The organism is Spirosoma oryzicola (genome assembly GCF_021233055.1).
GTDB lineage: Bacteria > Bacteroidota > Bacteroidia > Cytophagales > Spirosomataceae > Spirosoma > Spirosoma oryzicola.
The window spans coordinates 5,028,986-5,047,295 of record NZ_CP089538.1 but is presented as its reverse complement, the minus strand read 5'-3'; the positions used below and the strand labels follow the sequence as shown (position 1 = coordinate 5,047,295).

Genomic DNA, 18,310 nt, shown 5'->3' with positions numbered 1-18,310 from the left:
GTTGAGCCGATTAGTTTAAGAAGCATCACTCAATCACGCATTCGCTCACTATACAAAATGCAAACACCTGTCCGCGTTCGTTTCGCACCAAGTCCGACTGGCCCCCTGCACATTGGTGGGGTACGAACGGCACTTTATAATTACTTGTTCGCCCGAAAAATGGGCGGAAAAATGCTTCTTCGTATCGAAGATACCGACCAGAATCGATTTGTGCCCGGCGCTGAAGAGTACATTCTCGAATCGCTTCGGTGGGTGGGTATCGAGATCGACGAAGGCCAGGGTGTCGACCACGGCGACGGACCGGGACCACACGCGCCATACCGGCAGTCGGAACGACGCGACATTTACCAGAAAGAAGCGCAGCGTCTGGTTGACGAAGGGAAAGCCTATTACGCGTTCGATACGGCGGAAGAACTGGACGCTATGCGGAAACGGCTGGAAGAAGCGAACGCACCTGCTGCGCAATACAATGCCATTACCCGGATGCAGATGCGAAATTCGCTGACCATGAAACCCGACGACGTTCGGGCGCGGATGGACGCCGGAGAGCCGTATGTAATCCGGTTGAAAACCCCGCGCAAGGAAGAAGTGCGTCTGAATGATTTGATTCGGGGATGGGTCAATGTACATTCGTCGGCTATTGACGATAAAGTACTGCTCAAGTCAGATGGTCTGCCGACCTATCACCTCGCTAACATTGTGGACGATCACCTGATGGGGATTACGCACGTCATTCGGGGTGAAGAGTGGCTACCGTCGGCACCGTTGCATGTTTTGTTGTACCGCTATCTGGGCTGGGAAGACACCATGCCGCAATTTGCCCATTTACCGCTGCTGCTCAAGCCCGAAGGCAATGGTAAGCTCAGCAAGCGCGATGCCGATCTGGGCGGTTTTCCGATTTTTCCGCTGCAATGGACTGATCCGTTCACGGGACAGGTGGCGCGCGGGTTCCGGGAGGATGGCTATCTGCCCGAAGCGACGGTCAATTTTCTTGCTTTGCTGGGATGGAACCCCGGTACCGAGCAGGAGCTGTTTACGATGGACGAACTGATTGCCAGCTTCGATCTGACGCAGGTCCATAAAGCCGGAGCGCGTTTCGACATCCAGAAAGCGCAGTGGTTCAACCACCAATACGTTCGTCAGCGTCCCGACGCGGAACTGGCTCCAACCGTTCAGCAACAGGCCGAAGCCGCTGGTTTTGACTGCTCGTTGGAGAAAGCCGAAAAAATTGTGGCACTCCTGAAGGGGCGGGTCAATTTTGCGCGCGAGATCTTTGATGAAGCAGGGACCATCTTCAACGCACCAACGACCTACGACGAAGCAATTGCTACTGCCAAATGGAACGACGATGCCGTTCGGGCCGTGACTGCTTTTCGGGATGCGTTACAGACATTCGACGGTGCGTTTGTGGCGGATGCCATCAAGCACACGCTGGGCGACGCTATGCAGCAGGCTGGCATCAAACAAGGAAAAATTATGCAGGCTATGCGCTTAGCCCTGACCGGACTGGGTGCAGGACCGGACCTCATGTTGACGATGGAAATTATCGGCAAGGGCGAAACGGTAAAACGACTGGAGCAAGCGCTTGGTACATTGAATACGTCCGCTCGTTAACCGTCGATAGTGTTTTCGAGTTGTAAACGAATAGCACGCTCATTACAGACGCTCATGGCAAAGAAGAAAACCAATCCTGACGAAAACGATAAACCACGCGTTCATAAAGAACTCGAAGGGTTTGATATTCAGATTAACTCGTTTGGCGAAATCACGACGAGTTTTGATATCGACAAGATCAACCAGTTTCTGAATAAGACGGTTGACGACAAGAAGCTGCGCCATCGGACGGATCTGAACCTCAAAGGAGATAATGGGCCGGACGAAAAGGATGAGGATTCGGATGAAGAGCGGCTCTTCGACGAAACCGACAACGATCTGCCGGATGATATAAATCAACGCTAAAAGCCAACGAGCCCGACCCGCCAAAAAGCCCGGTCGGGCTTTTTTTTATGCCGTTTGTACGAATAACCGTCCGTAGAATCCAGCTCTTTTTGTAGTTTTCGCCAATCAATAACCCACTGACGTACCCGTCAGATTAACCACGAACCACTCGTCGCATGAACTCTCACGAGATTGATTACAAAATTATTGGGGAAGACATTCAGATCGTTGAAATCGAGTTAGATCCAAACGAAACCGTTATCGCCGAAGCCGGTTCCATGCTGTTCATGGAAGACGGTATTACGTTCGAAACAAAAATGGGCGACGGCTCGCAGCCAGACCAGGGTTTTCTGGGCAGGCTGATGCAAGCCGGATCGCGCATGGTTACCGGGGAGTCGTTGTTTATGACGCACTTCACCAACCGGGGCGTGGGCAAACGAAAAGTGGCTTTCTCGGCTCCTTATCCGGGTACGGTTATGCCGATCAATCTGGCCAATGCGTTCGGCAATACGCTGATCGTTCAGAAAGATTCATTTCTCTGTGCCGCGTTAGGAACCCGCTTAAGTGTTCAGTTTAACCAACGGCTGGGAGCCGGTTTTTTTGGAGGAGAAGGCTTTATTCTGCAAAAAATCCAGGGTGATGGCTTGGCTTTTATTCACGCTGGTGGGGTAGTCGTTGAGCGAACGCTGAACAATGAAACGCTGCGTGTTGATACGGGTTGCGTCGTTGGTTTTGAACCGAGTATCAGCTTCGATATTCAGCGGGCGGGTGGTTTGAAAAGCATGATCTTCGGGGGCGAAGGGTTATTTCTGGCCACGCTCCGTGGTACGGGTAAAGTGTGGATTCAGTCAATGCCGATTTCTAAACTGGTACAACGGTTAGCACCGAATGGCGGACTGGCCAATAAAGAAAGCGGCTCCGTGTTGGGTCAGTTAGGGAATTTGTTTGAAGATTAATTTGTCTTTGAGTTGTGATACAAATTGGCTGATAAACCTTGCTTAGTCGCCAGCGTTATCACTGAAATCAGACCGATTATCGTTCAAAGTTTTATGGAAGTCATCTGCACAAACGACAATTTTCCCGCGCCTGTACTGGCTTTCTACGCTGAATTTGGCGTTCAGACCCCAAAGCGGGACCAACTGTATACGATTCGGCAGGTTAAGCGCCACACAACGGGCGAAACCGGTGTATTGCTGAACGAAATTCAGAACCCCGACGTGCCCGTCAAGCATCCCGTCATGGGCGAAGTGTGGTTTGAGCCTACGTTCAATATCAACCGTTTTGCTACGCTGCTGGGGCAACCCGTGCGGCAGGAAGAATTGGAAAACGCAAATGCCTGATTACGCGTTAGCATACATAGTCGGAAAGCCCTGCACCAAACAGCCGGGCTTTTTCGTTGTTTGCGTACGCATAGTTTCAACTCGGATGTCGGCGTCCGGTTTACCTGATTTATACGTTGGCTAGATATCTTTTTATAGGGCTTGTTGGCCTGTTTGCTGCGGCCTGTGGTAGCAAGGATTCCGAGAATTATACACCCAAACCGAAAGGGTACCCGCGCTTCGATTTGCCCGCTACGCAGTATACGCTTCTGGCGCCGACGCACCCGTATCAGTTTGAATACAACAAAGTTGCCCGTATCCTGCCCGATACCTTTGCCCGCTCGGAGCCAGACTGGATTTTTATCAACTATCCAGCTTACCATGCCAGCGTCCAATTGACTTACAAGCCTGTCAATAACAACATTAATCGGTTGAGGTCGATGCTGGAAGATTCCTATAAGTTGGCTGCCCGTCATAACATCAAGGCGTACGCCATCGAGGAAAAAAAGGTCCGGCTCAAATCGGGTCTGGAAGCCAGTATCATCGATTTGTCCGGTGATGTACCGAGCCAGGTTCAGTTCATAACGACCGATTCGACAAGGCATTTCCTGCGTGGTGCATTGTACTTCAACACCGCCACAGAAAACGATTCTCTACAGCCCGTTATTCAGTACATTCGCAAGGATATAATCCATTTGCTGAATACCCTGAAATGGCGTAAATAACTCTTTTATCAACCGCATGAAACAACTGTTTATTCTTTTCGCTTGTCTGTCAGCGTCCATCGCGGTTGGGCAAAACAAAAAGCCAGCGGCTAAAGCTGCGCCTAAGCCTGCTACAGCAACGACCAAACTGCCGGGTCAGGTGATCTACGAACAAAACTGCCTGACCTGCCACCAGAGCAACGGTTCCGGCGTACCAAACCTGAACCCGCCCCTGCGCGAAACGGATTGGGTTTTGGGTGATAAAACCCGGCTCATCAATGTGTTGCTGAAAGGATTGCAGGGTCAGGAAATCGAAGGGGATATGTACGACAATGCCATGCCCGCGCATGATTTTCTGAACGATCAGCAGATTGCCGATGTGCTGACGTACGTGCGGAGCAACTTCGGCAACAAAGCCAGTGCCGTCACCGCCGACGAAGTAAAGGCCGTTCGCTCCGGTAAGTGAGCAGGAAGGTGATTTGCGGGGTGATTGATTCATGATTTCATACGCCATATCTCCAAGATATGGCGTATGAAATCATGAATCAATCACCCCATTTTTACGTTTGAATCACACCAACCGAAAACGGTTTGGTAATGGGAGCGTGGTTAGCGGCTGCAATGCCTTCAGATAGAATCTGCCGGGTTTGGAGCGGGTCGATGACCGCATCGACCCACAGCCGGGCTGCTGCGTAATACGGCGAAAGCTGAGCGTTGTACTGATCCGTGATCTTGGTCAACTGTGCCTTTTCCTCCTCGGGTGTCATGGGCTGGCCTTTTGCTTTCTGAGCCGCTACCTGAATTTGCAGGAGGGTTTTGGCCGCCGAAGCCCCGCTCATCACCGCCATTTGCGCCGTTGGCCAGGCCAGCATCAGCCGGGGATCGTAGGCTTTCCCGCACATGGCGTAGTTGCCCGCGCCGTAGGAGTTGCCAACGACGACCGTAAACTTAGGTACCACCGAGTTCGCCATCGCACTGACCATTTTAGCCCCGTCTTTGATGATGCCGCCCTGCTCGGCCCGACTGCCCACCATAAAGCCCGAAACATCCTGCAAGAACACCAGCGGAATTCGTTTCTGGTTGCAGTTCATGATGAAGCGGGCGGCTTTGTCGGCAGCATCGCCGTAGATGACGCCACCCATCTGCATTTCAGTAGCCCGATCCGACATTCCGGGGCCGGTGCGCCCTTTGGCTTTGACGACCTTGCGTTGGTTGGCGACAATGCCTACCGCCCAACCATCAATACGGGCGTAACCGCAGATCAGCGACTGTCCATAACCAGGTTTATACGCATCAAACACCGAGTTATCCACAAGTCTATCCACAATTTCCTGCATGTCGTACGGTTTTACCCGGTCGGTAGGCAGAATCTGGTAGATTTCTTCGGGATTCTTGGTCGGAAGGGCGGGAGTTACGCGGTCGAAACCAGCCGTTTCCCGATGGCCGATTTTGTCGAAAATGCGTTTGATTGCATCCAGACAGCTTTGGTCATCCGGATATTTGTTATCCACAACGCCCGAAATGTCGGTATGAGTAGTTGCTCCGCCGAGTATTTCGGCATCGACATCTTCACCGATGGACGCTTTGACGAGGTAAGGACCCGCCAGGAAAATGGAGCCCGTTCCTTCAACAATGAGTGCTTCGTCGGACATGATGGGTAGATAAGCGCCACCCGCTACGCAGCTTCCCATAATGGCTGCTACCTGCAAAATCCCCATCGCCGAAAGCTGGGCATTATTCCGGAAGGTCCGGCCAAAATGCTCTTTGTCCGCAAATACCTCGTCCTGTAAAGGTAAATACACGCCCGCACTATCGACCAGATATATGATGGGCAGGTGGTTCTCCATTGCGATCTCCTGCGCCCGAAGGTTCTTTTTCGCTGTGATTGGAAACCAGGCCCCGGCTTTTACGGTCGCATCGTTCGCGACGATAACGCATTGTCGCCCCGACACATAACCGACGCCAACAACGACGCCACCTGACGGGCAACCGCCGTGTTCGGCGTACATACCTTCGCCCGTAAACAAACCGATCTCCACAAAAGGACGGTCGGTGTCGGTGAGGTACGCGATGCGTTCGCGGGCGGTCAGCTTACCTTTGCGGTGCTGATCGTCAATTTTTTTTTGACCACCGCCCAACTGCGTCTGAGCCGTGCGCTGATTGAGTTCGTCGATGAAGGATTGCATGGAATAGTCAGTTGTAGAGGGCCGTCTCTACCGGGTCGAATCGGCTGGTGCGGGAACAGCGGTAGACGTAGTTACCGTCGTACTGGCAGGTTGATCCGGTTTGCCTTTGTCTTTCCGACCAAAAAGCGAGAAGTGTACGTACCGTTTTGGGTTCTCGCGCAGATCGGTCAACAGCTTTTCGAGGCTGGCCGTGGTTTTGTTGACATTACTGTACAGCGCTTCGTCCGACGCCAGCTTACCCAATGAGCCGCGACCCTGGTTGATATCGGCCAAAAGACGTTGCAGATTATCGACGGTTTTGTTGACGCTACCGAGTGTTTGTTTCAGTTGAAGACCTTGTAGCGAATCGGCGAAGGTATCGGCCTTAGCCAGAATCGGTTTGAGCTGCTTTTCGGTTTCGATGAGCGACGCCGATAGCTTATTGACGTTGGCCAGCGTTGCCTGCAACCCCGCGCGGTTCTCAGCAACTGTCGTCCCAAGCGCACCAACGGCAGCATTGGCGCTTTTGAGGGTTTGATTGAGCACGACACCCGTCTGATCAAACTGGGCGACGATGCGGTTTAGCTGAAAGGTCAATGAATCGACGTTGTTCAAAACGGGCAGCGTTTTTTCCCGAATCAAGGCGGACAGGCCAGATTCTTTGGCCGCAACCAGTTTGCCACCGTCTTCCAGAGCAGGCGCACCAGGGTTGATCGTCAGGAGAATGGTTTTTCCACCCAGCAGGCCATCGTCGGCTAGAACCGCTTTCGTTCCTTGGGTGATCAGAAGATCGTTACGGAGTTCCAGCGTAACGAGTAATTTGTTGCCCTGATCCTGTAAGATCTCAATGCCTTTGACCTGTCCGACGGATAAGCCATTAATGCGCACTGGATTGGAGGCCGTCAAACCATCAATGTTATCGTAGACAACCTGGTACTTGCGCGTCGAGGAAAAAAAGTCTGAACCTTTCAAAAATTCGAACCCGAAATACAACATCATCAAGGAGATGACGGCAAGCAAACCAACTTTTACTTCCTGAGAAATTTTCATGCGTGTGTGAAGGTGAACAACCCAACGGGCCTCGCCAATCAATTGATTAAGGATATAACCAATTTCGGCATCCGTTTGTCCCGCGAAGATGGGATTTTCGCTGAACGGTACCTAGCGGACAGTTAGTAAACGGTTGCTCTCCGTAAATTAATCAGGCATCCTGTGCTCGCTAGCCACCCGCTTCAATCTCCTGCTTGTACTGTGCAAAGGCTTTGTAGATAGCACTGGCAATTTCTTCCTGCCCTTCTTCCGACATCAAATAAACTTCTTCCGTTGGATTCGTCAGATAACCCGCTTCGATCAAAACGCTGGGCATGGTAGTACGCCAGAGCACAACGAAACCTGCCTGCTTTACACCGTTACTTTTCCGGTCGGCACTGCTGCGGAAACTACGTTCGACCTTTTCGGCGAAGTTGATGCTGCTTCCCATGAAGGCATGTTGGTAGTTCGCGAGCATGATATGCGCCAGCGGAGAATTCGGATTAAATCCTTTGTAGGTCTGCTGGTAATTGTCCTCTTTCAGAATAACCGAGTTTTCGCGTTTGGCAACGTCCAGATTGCCCTGGGTTTTGTGAAGACCCATCGTGTACGTTTCGGTACCATACACCCGGCTCGATGACGGGCTGGCGTTGCAATGAATCGAAATGAACAGATCGGCCCGGTTGCGGTTCGCGATAGCTGACCGTTCGGCTAATTCGACGAAATGGTCCGAAGAACGCGTATAAATAACCCGTATCTTCGGCATCTCTTGCTTAATTTTACGTCCCAGTTCCAGAACGAGCTTCAATACAACGCGTGACTCACGCGTTTTTCGTCCAAGACAGCCGGGATCTTTACCGCCGTGACCAGCATCCAGCACCACTGTACGAAGCTGGTTCGGTGCGTCGTTAGTAACGTCGGGTTCTTGTGCGTCGTTCCGGCGAACGGTATCTTGCTTCTGGTCCTGAAAAACAGCATCGGGAGCGGGAAGTACGGTTAGTGCCAGTAGCGGTAATGTTCCCAACAGAAGTGATGTCACTTTTCCGGGAGTCGGACGAGTGAACCGAACACGTGTTGATTTAATAATTTTTAACGGCCAAAAACGTTTCAAGGCAATAGCGGGATAACTGTTCGTGAATACCTTTGTAAGCCATGGGTTTAGCACCATTATGGCAAATATAATTTTTTTGATAAAACTCAAAAAAGCACACTTTATTTTACGGTCCCCGCTTATACGAGTCATAATCTGTCTGATTGGGACGTTTCTGACAATCAACGGCCTGGGGCAGAGCCAGCCGACACGTTCGCGTTCGGCCAAGGATTCTGTACCCAGCGTTAGCACACCCAACGGACAAACCATAGCCGCCCCGGCGGTCAAATCGACGCGCCCTTCGACAGGCACGGCAACCAAGACCGCTCAGCCGATGAGCGATCTGGAACGGGAGCTTAATGACCCCTATTTGGTTCCTAACCGGCTCGGCCCCGATCCGTCGACACCTATTTCTACGCAGACTACGAAACCGCGTTCGAGTACGGCATCGCCCAAGACGAGTCCGCGCGCTGCTCGAACGGCCAAAACAAAACAAGATTCGTTAAAAATCCGTCAGCAAAGTCGCGTAGCTGCCCGAAAAGATACCCTACGGCCATCGTCTGCAAAAACAGCGCCAGCCGTTCAGGCAAAGCCGCTGCCCCAACAGCCGGGCAAAGGCGGTATGCCAACCTCCGACGTTCCGTCGCAACGGGTAGCAGACTCGCCATCGGGAACACCGTCGGGCAACACACCGGCATCGCGGTCCAACAATCCAGCTGCGGGAACGCCGACCAGCGTAACGACTACGCCCGCGTCAAGAACAGCAACCGCCGTTACAACCACTCCGCGTTCGCAGACGGCTCCGGCTGGCAGAGGGAAGCTGGTGCCGGGTATCGTATCGCCCAACACCGTTCGTCCCGAAAGCCGGACAGTGGTTGGTTCAGACTCTGCACGAGTTGCCAGCAACGATACCGCCCGGACGGATTCGCTTCAGAACGCCGACTCGTTCGCGACGACGGTTAAATACCAGTCGAAAGACTCTACTATTTATGCGGCAGACGGGCAGACGGTCGAATTGTTTGGTGATGCCAGCGTCGTGTATGGTGAGATCTCACTGAAAGCGGATTACATTCGCCTGAACTACCTGACCAATGAAGTGTACGCCAAAGGCCGGTACGATTCAACGTCTCAGAAATGGATTGGTCGCCCTGTTTTTCAGGATGGGGAGGGCAAATACGATACCAAAGAGATCCGCTATAATTTTAAGTCTAAGAAAGGAAAAATCCAGGGGGTTATTACCCAGCAGGGGGAAGGGAATATCCGTGGGCAGAACGTGAAGAAAGATGCCGAGGATAACTTATACATCGGTAAAGCAATTTACACGACCTGTAACCTGGCGACTCCGCACTTCCACATCAATGCCAGTAAACTGAAAGTTGTCCACAATAAGCAGGTTGTGGCGGGGCCTTTCAATCTGGCGATTAGTCAGGTACCGTTGCCGATTGGGCTTCCGTTTGGTTTCTTTCCATTCCCGAAGAAGAAAGACATTGGCGTGTCGGGGATTATTGTGCCGCAATACGGTGAGGAACCTAACGGACGAGGCTACTACCTGCGCGATGGCGGTTATTACTGGGCCGTGAACGAAAACCTGGGTCTGCAATTCAAAGGACAGATTTATTCACGCGGTAGCTGGGGAGTGGGTTTATCGTCAGCTTACAACAAACGCTATCGGTATAGTGGTGGGCTGAACATTCAATTCAACCGAAACCGCTCTGGCGACCGCGTGGACTTGTCACAGCAAGCACCCCGTAATGACTTTGCGTTTAGCTGGTCGCATTCGCCCGTACCGCGTGGGCGGGGCAGTTTCTCGGCGAATGTTAACGTCAGCAGCAATAGCTTTAATCAGTTTAACTCAAGCACCGGCACGAACGCCTACATTTCTAACGTGGCTGGGTCGTCCGTTCAGTACAGCCGCCAGTTTGGACAGTATGCGCGGGCAGGAGCCAACATTCGGGTAAACCAGCAGTTTGGCCAAATCAATCGAGTGACAAACGTACGCGAGAACGGTAAAACCGATATATCGTCTGACTTCAACTTTGGTATTAACCAGATTGCGCCGTTTGCACTCAAAGGGGGAACGGGCCGCTGGTACGAGAGCTTCCGCGTGGGATTGGATGTTAGCGGCTCAATCGGCATTAGCAACACGATCCGGACGCAGGTTGACACGAGTGGATTAGGCTTTCCGGTTCTTACCAACCTAACGGCGATCAGTACCGTTCAGCGGGTGCTGGATAGTATTGCGCGGGCAACCGCTATCCGTAATGGAGAGGTGGTTACTGACCCAAACCTGATTGCGTTCAACATGGCTAACCTGAACCGAATCTGGGAAAATCGGACCATACAGGCCAATTATAGCATTCCGATTTCGCTGCCGAACTTCAAACTGCTGCGCTATATCAACCTCACACCGGGCTTTTCGTTGCAGGGAAGCATTTATACGAAGAAGCTTAATTACACGTACCTAGGGTACGACAATACCTTAGCTATAGACCCGACCACCGGTCTGTACTTATCGGATCGGAATAAGGTTCGGATCGACACATTACGCGGTATTTTTCCGTCCTACAATTTCTCGGCCAACGTCAGTATGAATACCCGCTTCTACGGGACGTATTTCATTCGTGGAAAACGGATTGAAGCCATTCGGCATACCGTCGCTCCGTCGATTTCGTTCAGCTACGTTCCCGATTTCACCAATCCCGCGTTTGGTTTATTTCAGACGTTACCTGCTCAGGGAAGCTTGACCACTTTGGCCGAATACCGCCGGACGTTATCAGTGTTCCGGGGTCTGGGTGGCAGTGGTTCCAGTGCCAGTACGCAGTCGGCTTTTATAACGTTTGGGGTTGTGAACCAGCTCGAAATGAAAGTGCGTACCCGTGGCGACTCCACCGGGCAGGATTTCAAGAAGATTCCGATTTTTGATAATATCAGCGTCAACGGGAGCTACAACCTGCTGGCTCCCGATTATAACCTGTCACCGATTACGGTTAGTGCCAATACGCAGATTTTCAAGAACGTTAGCTTTAACTTTTCTTCTTCATTCGATCCATACGCAACCCGGCCCTACGGTGGAGCGGCTTACTATGCGTTGCTCGCGGCTACCTCAGGGGCCTCTGCCATTCCGGGGAATACGTATTCGCAACTTCTGCTACGGACGCTTGGCTATGACAATCAGCAATACGAACGGGTGCCGAAGTTGTACGCATTTCAGGCGGGGCAGGGACTGGCGCGCCTAACGAATCTGCAAGCGTACATCAGTACGCGGCTGGCTCCCAAACAGGCGGACAAAAAGAAATCCAGTCCTAATGCGACTGACGCGACAATGAAGGCAATCAACAATAACCCGGATTTGTACGTCGATTTTACAATTCCCTGGTCGCTTAATGTTAGCTACACCTTTGGATTAACGAAGCTAACCCCTGAGATTTCACAGATTGTTCAGGCACTGACACTGACGGGCGATTTGAGCCTGACGCCCAAGTGGAAGATTACGTTCAACACGGGATATGATTTCCAGTTTAACAGCCCAACGCTAACGACCATTGGTATAAACCGCGATCTTCACTGCTGGGAAATGGCGTTTAACTGGACACCTTATTCGGGTAGTAACATTCGGTCGGGTAACTATTCGTTCGACTTACGCGTACGCTCTTCGATTCTTCAGGAGCTGAAATTGAGCCGTCGCCGGAGCTTCTACGATAATGGAGGGTTCTATGGCCGGTAAGTGATTCGGGTCTATCATCGCTGGTAATTTGTTAGCGATAATAGACCCGAATTAAAACTACAAAGGCTGCTCTTCGTTCACGGGTTCATTCATGATTGTATGACCCATTTTATCCCGTTTGGTACGTAGGTAGCGCTCGTTATGAGGATTTGCCGGAATCTCGATCGGTACGGTGTCCATAATTTCCAGGCCGTAGCCCATCAAACCCGCCCGTTTTTTGGGGTTATTCGAGATTAGCCGTAGCTTCCGAACGCCCAAATCGCGTAAGATCTGTGCGCCGATACCGTAGTCGCGGGAGTCCATTGGCAGTCCCAGATCCAGATTGGCTTCAACGGTGTCGCGCCCCATTTCCTGAAGCTTATACGCTTTCAGCTTATTAAGCAATCCGATACCCCGGCCTTCCTGAAACATGTACACAACGATGCCTTTGCCTTCGGCTTCGACCATTTTCATAGCCGCGTGGAGTTGCGGACCACAGTCACAACGGCAGGAGCCAAAAATATCACCCGTAACGCAGGATGAGTGAACGCGCACCAATACCGGTTCGTTGGGTTCCCAGCTGCCTTTGACCAGCGCTAAGTGTGTATCACCAGTGTTGCTTTGCTTATAAGCGATCAGATCAAAATGACCCCACTCGGTCGGTAAGTCTACACCGATCTCGCGACGAATCAGTGTTTCGGTCCGTAACCGATACTCGATCAGATCCTGGATGCTAATCAGTTTCATGCCGAATCGGTCGGCCATCACGCGCAGTTGCGGCAGGCGAGCCATCGTGCCATCTTCGTTGAGAACTTCAATGAGGACACCTACCGGCGACAGTCCGGCCAGGCGCGCCAGATCAACGGCAGCTTCGGTATGGCCAGCCCGGCGAATAACTCCGCCTTCCACCGAACGCAACGGGAAAATGTGCCCCGGTCGTCCCAGATCATCCGGTTTGGTATCCGGATCGACCAGCGCCCGAATGGTTTTGGCGCGGTCGGAGGCCGAAATACCGGTCGTACACCCATTACCCAGCAAATCAACGGATACAGTAAACGGCGTCGTGTGAACAGACGTGTTACTGGTCACCATCATTTCCAGGCCAAGCTCTTCGCAACGCTCCTGAGTCAGCGGAGCACACATGAGACCGCGTGCTTCGCGAATCATGAAGTTGACCATTTCGGGCGTGATCATCTCAGCCGCGCAGATCATATCGCCTTCGTTTTCACGGTCTTCGTCGTCTACCACCAGTACAATTTTACCCGCTTTGATGTCAGCGATAGCATCTTCGATACGATCCAGTCGAATGGCATCCGATTGGGGCTGGTCCAGCGATTCGTTTGTGGTGACGTTGGTATTATTATTGCTCATTGGTTTGGTCGATGCGTGTAGTCGGAACTAGCATTTGGATGACAAGTTTAGCGCTTTCGACGGGTCAAATGCTAAAAACTATGTACTTTTAACATCCAAACTGTTTTTGAGAAAGATACGTTTCGCCAGATGCGAAAATGTACATTATAACGTTACTAGCGTTAGAAACCATTTTGCAGATATCATTGACAAAAATCTTTACCCTTGTGCGAGTTTTACGAATGTGGCCGATTGGAATTAGGGGGAAAGCCGATTGGCTGGCTACGTTTTGGACCAGCCTCTTTCTGATTATCGCTTGGACCGCCAATGGGCAAACGCCGGATAACAACAACTACTGCCTGAACCGGAACGGAGCAGCCGAGGGTGGATTCACATTAGAGAAATCGAAAATCTGTCTGGGCGAACTTGTCAGAGTAACGAAGGTAAGTCCTAACGTATCGAATGCCGGTTATAATTACGAGTACGGTGGAAAAGGATTATTGGTCCCCTCGACGCTTCCAACCTATTCATATACAAAGCCAGGTTCATACACCATCATACAAGTGGGTAGTGGCGGAAGCGCCGGAACAGGAACGGTTTATTGTCAGGAAGTAACGGTATTGCCCAACGAAGCGGTCAAGTTTACGGTTACATCCTGTTTAGGACGGAAAGCCACACTAGTCCCTGATGAAACAACCTTGGGTCAGTACGACCGGTACGAAGTATATTGGGGTGACGGCGTGCGAGAGCAAAAAACACGCGCTGAACTCGTTGCAAAGCCAACGCATACGTATAATAACAACGTAACCTACACAGTAACCGTGCAGGGGCTTTATAATCCCCCGGTTACCTGCCGCTCATCAGTAACCAGCTTTCCCGTTACTCCGCTTTCTGCTACAACGCAGCCGGTTATTACGGCGCTGACGACCGTCAATGACAATACTATATCACTGAAGTATCAGGCGACTCCCGGCGTAAACATTCTGCTTCAGCAGAAAGATGCTTCCGGCGTATTTGTGACCACGCCCCAGAGCGGGACAGCCGGAGCCTTTACTGTACAAGCGGATACGAAGCAGGTTCAGTGTTTTCAACTGATTTATCAGGATGCCTGTAGTAACTCGACGAGTGCTCCCTCCGAGCAGGTCTGTAGCCTGGTGCTCAATGCGAAAGCCGCCAGCAAACAAAACGACCTGAGCTGGCAACCTTACTCCGGTTCTACCTCCGCGTCAAGCTCGTTCCGGTCCTACCGAATTCTTCGGAATGATGCGCCGGTTGGTAATGTGGTGAACCAAAACACAACAACCTATTCCGATAAGAGTCAAATTGAGTGTGGGGTTCAATACTGCTACCGGCTTGAAACCACCGTTGGACCAACGATTATCACGTCAGCGCAGTCTTGTGTTAACGGTATTAATGAAGAAGCGCTGGAAAGTATAGGTGATATTGTCGTCACTATTCAGGATGGGCACCCGTATCTGGTAGCTGCGATGCCGACCTCTACCCGCACTTCCAGCTACACGATGCTTGTTAGTCGAGCCAGCAGTTCGGCAGGGCCGTTTCAGCAGGTTGGCACGGTGGATAACAGTAACACATTTGCCGATCAAAGCGCTGACCCATCGGCAGCTTCCTACTGTTACCAGCTTTCTTACCGAAACAAGTGCGGCCAGACATCACCCCTGTCGGCTCCTGTTTGTACGGTCTTTCTGTCGTCAAAGTCAGCAACGGGTGTAGACTGGACAACGGCATCGCCGTTTGCGCCCGGCGATGTGTACAGCTATACGCTTGAGATTGTCGATTCGGTTAACAATACCAAAAAAGAAATCGTCATGGGCGGCAATGCGCACTACGAGCCTGACCCCAACGATCCATCTATACAAACGCAACGGTACCGGGTCATTGCGCTATCCAGTGGTGGAGTGCCCAGCTATTCTAATTTCTTCACGTTACGGCGCGATCCTAAGATTTTTGTACCCGACGCCTTTACGCCCAACGGCGATGGAAACAACGACACGTTCATGGTGAAAGGGCTTTATTTCGACCGATTCCGGCTAACGATTTATAGTCGATGGGGCGAGGTCATTTACAGCACAACGGATCGGACAAAGGGTTGGGATGGAACCATCAATGGGCAGCAAGCCGCTGCGGGGCAATACATGTATCAGGTCGAAGTTATTGACGATACCGATCATAAAACGCTCAAGACAGGCGCGCTGCTTTTGATTCGCTAAAGGGCCGGAAGTGATGGCAGCCGAATTTGTTGTGTCAAACTTTAGTAATGACGAAGCAGAGTGCGATTACTTCGAGCTGTCAATCGATAGCGGTAGCTGTAAGGTCACCGTGCCTTTGTACGCCATTGACGGCTTCAAGGAATTCGGTCGGCAGCTAATCGATTTTCCCCGGCACTTCTACGATTATGCCGTTTTCGAACTAGGCGAAGACAAACCCAATGATGATTTCTACTTTTTGCTAAAAGCCTTCTGCTACAATCCCAACGGTCAGATCGTTATTCAGGTAATTGCTAAGAATAGTGGTGATGCACTGACTACGTATCACGTAGCGTTTAGCTTGTTACTCCAAGCCGCATTGGTCAACCGACTTGGCGTGAGTCTGAACAACTGGGACCCCACCCAAGAGCGACGATTTGTTTGGTCGGCTGCCCGGTAACGCGTACAACGACTTGGAATGGGTTGACCAGGAACAATGTCTTTAGGCTGTCGGCTAGCCATAACCGACAGCGCCCGTCCTTAATTAATTTTGATTAGGTCAATTTTGAAGATCAGGATTGAATTCGCTGGAATACCCGATTGCTCCTGAGAGCCATAGGCTAAACTAGGAGGCAGATACAGGGTAAGGCTGCCACCGGGTGCCACCAAGGGAATCCCTTCCTGCCAGCCGACAATCAGTTGATTCAAGCCAAAACTAACGTCATCACCACTGTCGAACGTACTACCGTTGGTGAGCTGACCTTTGTAGTTGACCGTTACGTTGTCGCATACGGTTGGCTTGGCTCCGCTCCCCGGCGACTGGATGGTATAATAAAAACCTCGCTTATCCGCAGTGGCCTTGATATGGTTTGAATCGATATATTGTTTAAGGGCAGTCGTTTCGCTTTGCGGAGCGCTGATGGTAACCGCCGTGGCGTCGCAGGGGCCATCGGCGGACTGACAACTGCTCATAAGCCAGATTAGCGAGAGTCCGGCAAGACTATATTGCTTAAGTGTGCGTATCATGCAGGCAAGTTAGGCGACTTTGCGGAATAGGCCAGCGCTTTTATAAACGAAACGAGCGTGGACGCTCTGTATCGTCCACGCTCGTTTTTATAAAAAGCCACAAGTCTGCTAGGTAGTCGGTTTCATTTTGGGTTGAATCCCATTGACGACTTGCCAGCCAAGCCCTACCGCCAACGCATCTTCAGCGACTGCCCCAACGGCGTCGGGTAAGCCCAGGTCGTGGTCGAGCCACCGGCGCAGCTGGAAAAACAGCAACGTGCTTACTACGGCTCCCAATCCGCCGGCCACAGCCCCCAGCGGAGCCGATTCGCCTTCAACTTCGCTGACAAAAGCGCCACAGGTGGCTCCCGAGGCAACGCGGGCGATAAATTGAGGGGGTGATGTTCGGTTCGGGCCATGCGGAATTTTATCTCCCATGATTTCCGCGCCCGCCAGTACTTTCAGCGTCAGCGATACCGGCGGTTGGGCCAGATAATGAATCGGTTTTTGGGGTTGTTTGGTTGGTATTGTCCGTTCAAGCTTGTGACTCAATAAGGCCGGAGCCGACATAGCGCGCATCCCGGCAATCAGGCCAATCTGGAAGGACCGCAAAAAAGAAGTAGCCATACGTTTTAATTCGTTGAGTAAGTGTTGAGCATCGTGTCAGCAGTCAGTGACTGACGATGCGAACAGTGATCGGATTAGTTTTCGTTTTTCAAGGAATCCATATCGATAACGTACCGGAAACGGACTTCTTCGTCCATCATCCGTTCGTATGCTTTGTTTATATCCTGCATTGGGATCATCTCGACATCGGGCAGAATTGAATGCTCGGCGCAGAAATCGAGTACCTCCTGTGTTTCTTTGATACTACCGATCAACGAACCCGATACCGACCGACGGTGCATAGCGATCTCCATGTTGTTGGTCGGACTTTTGTACGGTCCTAACAGCCCAACGGTTACGATGCTGCCGTCCCGCTTGAGCAAGCTTACGTATGGGTTAACGTCGAACTTGTCGGGGATTGTGATCAGGATCAAGTCGAGCGATAACTCATTTTCGGTCATTGCTTCTTTATCGTCAGAAAGAATAACCTGGTGAGCGCCCAGCGCTTCGGCAGCCTCGCGTTTATCTTTGTCGGTGGTCAATACTGTTACTTCCGCACCCATAGCTTTCGCCAGCTTAACCGCCATGTGTCCCAGTCCGCCCAAACCCGCTACACCTACTTTGCTACCCTCTTTCACCTGCCAATGCCGCAGGGGAGAGTAAGTTGTTACACCCGCGCACATAATTGGAGCCACGGCTTTGACATCAAGCGAATCAGGAATACTAAGTACAAATGACTCTTTGACGACAATGTCGGTTGAGTATCCACCGAACGTATTGTATCCACTGCCATCGGGTTTCATATAACCGTTGTAGGTGGCCGTCCAGCTTACTGGTCCTTCGCAATATTGTTCTTCGCCCTCGGTGCAGGAAGAGCATTTTCCGCAGGAGTCGATCATACAGCCGACGCCCACTATATCGCCTACTTTGAATTTGGTAACCCCGCTACCCGCTTCCGTCACCCGACCAACGACCTCATGACCTGGAATGCAGGGATAAACCGTGTTGCTCCAATCGTTGCGCACCTGGTGCAAGTCAGAGTGGCAGACGCCACAGTATAAAACATCAATCAGTACCTCGTCCGATTGGGGTGCCACGCGCTCGATGTCCATGCGCGACAAGGTGCTCATTCGATCAATAAGCGATGCTTTCGCCCCGTACGCTTTTGTTTTGATGGTATTCATGAATTTGCTGTCA

Annotated in this window: 16 protein-coding genes; 9 read left to right on the top strand and 7 right to left on the bottom strand. The window is 51.6% G+C overall.

Annotation, left to right across the window (positions count from 1 at the left end):
- Positions 1–57: 57 nt before the first annotated feature.
- The 6 genes from gltX (at position 58) to LQ777_RS21235 (ending at position 4,427) form a co-directional block, all read left to right on the top strand.
- Complete coding sequence (gltX, locus tag LQ777_RS21260; protein ID WP_232559946.1) at positions 58–1,614, top strand: glutamate--tRNA ligase; 1,557 nt, start codon at positions 58–60, stop codon at positions 1,612–1,614.
- Positions 1,615–1,668: 54 nt separating this feature from the next.
- Positions 1,669–1,959 carry a hypothetical protein gene (locus LQ777_RS21255; protein ID WP_232559945.1) on the top strand — a complete coding sequence of 97 codons (291 nt, stop codon included), beginning with the start codon at positions 1,669–1,671 and terminating at the stop codon, positions 1,957–1,959.
- Between the two features lie 155 nt (positions 1,960–2,114).
- Positions 2,115–2,894, top strand: a complete 780-nt coding sequence (locus LQ777_RS21250) for a TIGR00266 family protein (protein WP_232559944.1) — start codon at positions 2,115–2,117, stop codon at positions 2,892–2,894.
- Positions 2,895–2,987: 93 nt separating this feature from the next.
- Positions 2,988–3,278, top strand: coding sequence for a hypothetical protein (locus LQ777_RS21245; protein ID WP_232559943.1), 291 nt, complete (start codon positions 2,988–2,990; stop codon positions 3,276–3,278).
- A gap of 116 nt (positions 3,279–3,394) precedes the next feature.
- The gene (gldD, locus tag LQ777_RS21240; RefSeq protein WP_232559942.1) at positions 3,395–3,982 is read left to right on the top strand and encodes a gliding motility lipoprotein GldD; all 588 of its coding nucleotides are present in this window, start codon (positions 3,395–3,397) and stop codon (positions 3,980–3,982) included.
- A 16-nt stretch (positions 3,983–3,998) separates the two neighbouring features.
- Positions 3,999–4,427 carry a c-type cytochrome gene (locus tag LQ777_RS21235; protein WP_232559941.1) on the top strand — a complete coding sequence of 143 codons (429 nt, stop codon included), beginning with the start codon at positions 3,999–4,001 and terminating at the stop codon, positions 4,425–4,427.
- A 94-nt stretch (positions 4,428–4,521) separates the two neighbouring features.
- Here the strand turns inward: LQ777_RS21235 and LQ777_RS21230 are convergent, their stop codons facing one another.
- The 3 genes from LQ777_RS21230 to LQ777_RS21220 form a co-directional block, all read right to left on the bottom strand.
- Positions 4,522–6,147, bottom strand: coding sequence for an acyl-CoA carboxylase subunit beta (locus LQ777_RS21230; RefSeq protein WP_232559940.1), 1,626 nt, complete (start codon positions 6,145–6,147; stop codon positions 4,522–4,524).
- A gap of 27 nt (positions 6,148–6,174) precedes the next feature.
- Positions 6,175–7,176, bottom strand: a complete 1,002-nt coding sequence (locus LQ777_RS21225; RefSeq protein ID WP_232559939.1) for an MlaD family protein — start codon at positions 7,174–7,176, stop codon at positions 6,175–6,177.
- 169 nt (positions 7,177–7,345) lie between these two features.
- Positions 7,346–8,194, bottom strand: coding sequence for an N-acetylmuramoyl-L-alanine amidase family protein (locus LQ777_RS21220; protein ID WP_232559938.1), 849 nt, complete (start codon positions 8,192–8,194; stop codon positions 7,346–7,348).
- Positions 8,195–8,324: 130 nt separating this feature from the next.
- Between LQ777_RS21220 and LQ777_RS21215 the strand changes: the two genes are divergently transcribed.
- Positions 8,325–11,969 carry a putative LPS assembly protein LptD gene (locus LQ777_RS21215; RefSeq protein ID WP_232559937.1) on the top strand — a complete coding sequence of 1,215 codons (3,645 nt, stop codon included), beginning with the start codon at positions 8,325–8,327 and terminating at the stop codon, positions 11,967–11,969.
- A 57-nt stretch (positions 11,970–12,026) separates the two neighbouring features.
- On the opposite strand, the gene LQ777_RS21210 is transcribed toward LQ777_RS21215, so the two are convergent.
- The gene (locus LQ777_RS21210; RefSeq protein ID WP_232559936.1) at positions 12,027–13,319 is read right to left on the bottom strand and encodes a bifunctional 3,4-dihydroxy-2-butanone-4-phosphate synthase/GTP cyclohydrolase II; all 1,293 of its coding nucleotides are present in this window, start codon (positions 13,317–13,319) and stop codon (positions 12,027–12,029) included.
- A 206-nt stretch (positions 13,320–13,525) separates the two neighbouring features.
- On the opposite strand from LQ777_RS21210, the gene LQ777_RS21205 reads away from it, so the two are divergent.
- Both LQ777_RS21205 and LQ777_RS21200 read left to right on the top strand, forming a co-directional pair.
- Positions 13,526–15,526, top strand: a complete 2,001-nt coding sequence (locus LQ777_RS21205; protein ID WP_232559935.1) for a T9SS type B sorting domain-containing protein — start codon at positions 13,526–13,528, stop codon at positions 15,524–15,526.
- A 13-nt stretch (positions 15,527–15,539) separates the two neighbouring features.
- Positions 15,540–15,962, top strand: coding sequence for a hypothetical protein (locus LQ777_RS21200; protein WP_232559934.1), 423 nt, complete (start codon positions 15,540–15,542; stop codon positions 15,960–15,962).
- 80 nt (positions 15,963–16,042) lie between these two features.
- On the opposite strand, the gene LQ777_RS21195 is transcribed toward LQ777_RS21200, so the two are convergent.
- The 3 genes from LQ777_RS21195 to LQ777_RS21185 form a co-directional block, all read right to left on the bottom strand.
- Positions 16,043–16,528 (bottom strand): FKBP-type peptidyl-prolyl cis-trans isomerase, encoded by a 486-nt coding sequence (locus tag LQ777_RS21195; protein ID WP_232559933.1) that lies wholly within the window; start codon positions 16,526–16,528, stop codon positions 16,043–16,045.
- 108 nt (positions 16,529–16,636) lie between these two features.
- Positions 16,637–17,134, bottom strand: a complete 498-nt coding sequence (locus LQ777_RS21190; protein ID WP_232559932.1) for a DUF4126 family protein — start codon at positions 17,132–17,134, stop codon at positions 16,637–16,639.
- A 74-nt stretch (positions 17,135–17,208) separates the two neighbouring features.
- Positions 17,209–18,297: an NAD(P)-dependent alcohol dehydrogenase gene (locus LQ777_RS21185; protein ID WP_280059683.1), complete on the bottom strand. Its 1,089-nt coding sequence runs from the start codon at positions 18,295–18,297 to the stop codon at positions 17,209–17,211.
- Positions 18,298–18,310 lie beyond the last annotated feature (13 nt).